This window comes from Saccharomonospora saliphila YIM 90502 (genome assembly GCF_000383795.1).
In the GTDB taxonomy this organism is placed as follows: domain Bacteria; phylum Actinomycetota; class Actinomycetes; order Mycobacteriales; family Pseudonocardiaceae; genus Saccharomonospora; species Saccharomonospora saliphila.
Genome location: NZ_KB912656.1, coordinates 123,009 through 128,163, shown reverse-complemented (window position 1 = coordinate 128,163; position 5,155 = coordinate 123,009). Strand labels below are relative to the sequence as shown.

Here is a 5,155-nt window from a genome sequence, read left to right as displayed (position 1 = left end):
CCCGCACCTGAGGCGCGTGGCCCGCCCGATGAGCGCGGCGCGCTCCCACGGCGGCGGTGGCGTCCTCCGGACGGTGCACCGCCGCCGTGGGCGGGGTCTCAGCCGTCGAACATCGGGGCCAAAAACTGGCCGGTGTAGCTGTGCTCCAGCCGCGCGACCTCTTCCGGCGTTCCCTCCGCGATGACCGTGCCACCGCCGGAGCCACCCTCGGGTCCCATGTCGATCAGCCAGTCCGACGTCTTGATCACGTCGAGGTTGTGCTCGATCACCACGACGGTGTTGCCCTTGTCCACCAAGCCGTTGATGACTCCGAGAAGCTTGCGGATGTCGTCGAAGTGCAGGCCGGTGGTCGGCTCGTCCAGGATGTAGACGGTCTTGCCCGTCGAGCGCTTCTGCAGCTCGCTGGCGAGCTTGACGCGCTGTGCCTCGCCGCCCGAGAGCGTCGGCGCGGGCTGGCCGAGCCGCACGTAGCCGAGGCCGACGTCGACCAACGTCCGCAGGTGCCGGTGGATGGCCTTGATCGGCTCGAAGAACTCGGCGGCCTCCTCGATCGGCATGTCGAGCACGTCGGCCACCGTCTTGCCCTTGTAGTGCACCTCCAGGGTTTCCCGGTTGTACCGGGCGCCCTTGCACACCTCGCAGGGCACGTAGACGTCCGGAAGGAAGTTCATCTCGATGCGGATCGTGCCGTCGCCCGCGCACGCCTCGCAGCGGCCGCCCTTGACGTTGAAGGAGAACCGGCCGGGCTGGTAGCCACGCACCTTGGCCTCGGTGGTGGCCGCGAACAGCTTGCGGACGTGGTCCCACACGCCGGTGTAGGTCGCCGGGTTCGACCGGGGCGTGCGCCCGATCGGCGACTGGTCCACCTGCACCAGCTTGTCCACGTGGTTGAGCCCGCGCACCCGGGTGTGCCGCCCCGGCACCTGGCGCGCGTTGTTGAGCCGGTTCGCCAGTGTGGTCGCGAGAATGTCGTTGACCAGCGTGGATTTGCCCGACCCCGACACCCCGGTCACCGAGATCAGGCACCCGAGCGGGAACGAGACGTCGATGTTGCGCAGGTTGTTCTCCCGCGCGCCCACGACCGTGACCTGACGCTTCCGGTCGACCCGCCTGCGTTCCGGTGGGATCGGGATCTCCTGGCGCCGCGCGAGGTAGTCGCCGGTGAGCGACTTCCTGTTCTCGACCAGCGCGTCAACCGAACCGCTGTGCACGATGCGCCCGCCGTGCTCGCCCGCGCCCGGACCGATGTCGACCACCCAGTCACCGGCGCGGATGGTGTCCTCGTCGTGCTCGACCACGATCAGCGTGTTGCCGAGATCGCGCAGCCTGCTCAGGGTCTCGATCAGCCGGTGATTGTCCCGCTGGTGCAGCCCGATCGACGGTTCGTCGAGCACGTAGAGCACGCCGACCAGGCCGGAGCCGATCTGCGTGGCGAGGCGGATGCGCTGGGCCTCACCGCCGGAGAGCGTGCCCGCGGCACGGTCGAGCGAAAGGTAGTCCAACCCGACGTCGAGCAGGAAGTGCAGCCGCGCCTGGATCTCCTTGAGCACCGCACCGGCGATCATCTCCTCGCGCGGGCCGAGGGTCAGCCCGTCGAGGAACGCGGAGGCGTCGGCCACCGAGAGCGCGCAGACCTCGGCGATCGACCGGTGCCCGTCCCGGCCGTGCTCGAGCGTCACGGCCAGAATCTCCGGTTTGAGGCGGCTGCCCTGGCAGGCCGGGCACGGCACCTCGCGCATGTAGCCCTCGTAGCGCTCGCGCGCCCAGTCGGACTCCGTCTGCTCGTGTCGCCGCTCAAGGAAGGGAATGACGCCCTCGAAGGTGGCGTAGTACGAACGCTGCCTGCCGTACCGGTTGCGGTAGCGCACGTGGACCTGTTCCTCGACCCCGTGCAGGACCGCCTTCTGCGCCTTGGCGTTCAGCTTGCGCCACGGGGCGTCCATGCGGAATCCGATGGTCGCGGCGAGCGACTCCAGCAGGCGCTGGAAGTAGTCCGCGCTCTGCCCGCCGGCCCACGGGGCGATCGCACCGTCGGCAAGGGACAGCTCCTCGTCGGGCACCACCAGTTCCGGGTCGACCTCCTTGCGGACGCCGATCCCGGTGCACTCGGGGCACGCGCCGTAGGGCGAGTTGAACGAGAACGAACGCGGCTCAAGATCCTCGATCGCCAGCGCGTGGCCGTTCGGGCACGCGAGGTTCTCCGAGAACCCGCGCCTGCGGTGCGGATCGTCGTCCGGCAGGTCCACGAACTCCAGCTCGACCAGGCCGTCGGCGAGCCGCAGCGCCGTTTCCACCGAGTCGGTGAGCCGCTGCTTCGCACTCGGCTTCACGGTCAGCCGGTCGACGACCACGCCGATGTCGTGCTTCTCCTGCTTCTTCAGCTTCGGCGGCTCGGTGAGCGGATACACCGCGCCGTCCACGCGCACCCGGGCGAAGCCCTGCTGTTGGAGGTTGGCGAACAGGTCGACGTACTCGCCCTTGCGGCCGCGCACGACCGGCGCCAGCACCTGGAACCGGGTGCGCGGCTCCATGTCGAGCACCTGGTCGACGATCTGCTGGGGCGTCTGCTTGCTGATCCGCGCGCCGCACTGCGGGCAGTGGGGCGTGCCCGCGCGGGCGTAGAGCAGACGCAGGTAGTCGTAGACCTCGGTGATCGTGCCGACCGTCGAGCGCGGGTTGCGCGAGGTGGACTTCTGGTCGATCGAGACAGCCGGGGACAGACCCTCGATGAACTCCACGTCCGGCTTGTCCATCTGTCCCAGGAACTGACGGGCGTAGGCGGACAACGACTCCACGTAGCGGCGCTGGCCCTCCGCGAAGATGGTGTCGAACGCGAGACTCGACTTGCCCGACCCGGACAGCCCCGTGAACACGATCAGGCTGTCCCGGGGGAGGTCGATGTCGACGCCGCGCAGGTTGTGCTCGCGGGCGCCACGAACTACGAGGCGATCAGCCACCCGAGGTCCCTCCGACTGATGTTCGAGACGCCGACGGCTCCGTGCGGCTGCCGTCGGCCGGTCCCATGCTAGGTCGCACCACCGACAGGAACGGACCGCCCGGACCCGCGCCGAGCCGCGTCGGCGCGTCGCGGACGCGTCAACGCCCGGTGCGCGGGCCGTTCCACGAGAACGGTGAGCAGCCAGGCCACCAGCACGGCGGCGCCGACCACTATCGCCAAGCGTAACCACCACTGCGACACACCGGCCTCGACGAGCCAGCGCGTGAAGACGTAGCCGAGCTGCTGGTGCACCAGGTACAGGCAGTAGCTGATCCCGGCGAGCCAGGTGATCGGTCCGCGTAGCGCCCGCAGCACCGGAAGATCCCAGTCGGGGCCGCGCGCCGCGGCGCACATGCCCAGCAACATCAGGACGAACCCCACCAGGACCCCGGCCGTCGGCGGGTTCGACCGGAACGCCTGGATGACCACCGTCGCGCCCAGCAGCAGGACGAGTTGCCGGGTGGACAGCCTGCGCTGTTGCCACAGCCAGATCGAGATGCCCGCCGCGAACAGGTGCGCGCGGAACAGGCCGGTGGCGGTCGGCAGCGTTTCGAGGGCGCTGATGCCGCGCAGTTCTGAGGACGCGGCCGAGACGAGTGTCACGGTCCACAGCACGACGACCGGACGCACGCGGTGGTGCAGCTTGCCGCGCCACAGCAGGGCCGCGGCGGCGAAGGCGGCCACCTGCACCGGCAGCGTCCAGTAGGACCCGTCGATGCGGTGGAAGGTGTCGGGGTTCCACTCGTGCAAGAGGAAGACGGTGAGCAGAAGGTCGTTGAGGTCGGGCACGTGCCACGGCGGTACCGGGTCGACGACGGGCCCGGCGGGCATCACCGGGTCACCGAACAGGAAGCCGAGCACTCCCTCCTGGTGGCGCCAGCCGTTGAAGCCCACCACGACCGCGCGGGTGACCGTGTAGACCAGCACCACGGCCACCAGGTACGCGGGCAGCAGCCGGGCCAGCCGAGCCCGGAACCACCGCCCGGCCTCGCCCCTGCGAATGGTCGGGCCGATGAAGTACCCGGACAGCACCAGCAGCGTGACCGTGCCGAACGGGATCGCCACCTGGACCGGGTACGGTTCGATCCCGGGCAGGGTGGAGGCGAGTCCCGTGAGGTGACCGGCCACCACGAACGTGATCGCCACGACCCGGATGAGGTCCCAGTTCATCCTCCGCGACGACCCGGCCCGCTCCGGGGAGCTCGCGCGTCCGGGGGCGGTGGCTGCCCGCCCGGCGGCCGCGCCGCTCACCGGCGCACGCTCGACCGGAGGGTCGGCGGTCCGTTCGGCGGTGGTCATACGCTCCCCCAGGTACTCGGCCGTCATCTGACACGATGTGCCCGGGCACAGTAGCGATGGGACGGGGAGTGCGGTCGAGCAGGGCCGCACGAGCTACTACCGTATGTCGGGTGAACGTCACCGAGAACTACACCGGCCACGTCGAGCCGAACGCCGACGCCGCGCGGCGCGTGCTCGACGCGCTGACCATCACCAAGCTGTCGGTGGGCCCGATGGACAACAACACCTACCTGCTGGTGTGCCGGGCCACGGGTGAAGCACTGCTGATCGACGCGGCCAACGACTCCGAACGCATCTCCGACCTCATCGGACACGGCCCCGACCGGCCGTCGCTGCGCACGATCGTCACCACGCACCAGCATCCGGACCACTGGCAGGCGCTGGGCGCGGTCGCGGGGGCGCACGGCGCGAACACCGTCGCGCATCCCGAGGACGCGGAGCCGCTGCCGGTGCCGCCCGACATCCTGGTCGAGCACGGCGACACGCTCTCGGTGGGTGAGTGCACGCTGGAGGTGATCCACCTGCGCGGGCACACGCCGGGCTCGATCGCGCTGCTCTACCAGGACCCGGCCGGGCACCCGCACCTGTTCACGGGCGACTCCCTGTTCCCCGGCGGAGTCGGCAAGACCACATCGCCGGAATCGTTCGGCTCCCTGCTCGACGACGTTCAGCGTCGGGTCTTCGACCGGTTGCCGGACCAGACGTGGTTCTACCCCGGCCACGGCGACGACTCCACGCTCGGCGCCGAACGCCCGCACCTGGCCGAGTGGCGCGAACGCGGCTGGTGAGCGAGTACGCGCGCCCGGCAACGGGCGTCGCCTCACCGGTGCCGACCCACCCGGGCCGGACGCGTTCGCG

The 5,155-nt window shown here is 70.2% G+C and carries 3 protein-coding genes; 1 reads left to right on the top strand and 2 read right to left on the bottom strand.

Features of this window, described 5'->3' with window-relative positions; all coding sequences use genetic code 11:
* Positions 1-98: 98 nt before the first annotated feature.
* Positions 99-2,957 carry an excinuclease ABC subunit UvrA gene (uvrA, locus tag SACSA_RS0109565; RefSeq protein ID WP_019815398.1) on the bottom strand — a complete coding sequence of 953 codons (2,859 nt, stop codon included), beginning with the start codon at positions 2,955-2,957 and terminating at the stop codon, positions 99-101.
* A gap of 68 nt (positions 2,958-3,025) precedes the next feature.
* Positions 3,026-4,168 carry an acyltransferase family protein gene (locus SACSA_RS0109560; RefSeq protein ID WP_157596779.1) on the bottom strand — a complete coding sequence of 381 codons (1,143 nt, stop codon included), beginning with the start codon at positions 4,166-4,168 and terminating at the stop codon, positions 3,026-3,028.
* A gap of 239 nt (positions 4,169-4,407) precedes the next feature.
* On the opposite strand from SACSA_RS0109560, the gene SACSA_RS0109555 reads away from it, so the two are divergent.
* The gene (locus tag SACSA_RS0109555) at positions 4,408-5,085 is read left to right on the top strand and encodes an MBL fold metallo-hydrolase (protein ID WP_019815391.1); all 678 of its coding nucleotides are present in this window, start codon (positions 4,408-4,410) and stop codon (positions 5,083-5,085) included.
* The last annotated feature ends 70 nt before the right edge of the window (positions 5,086-5,155 follow it).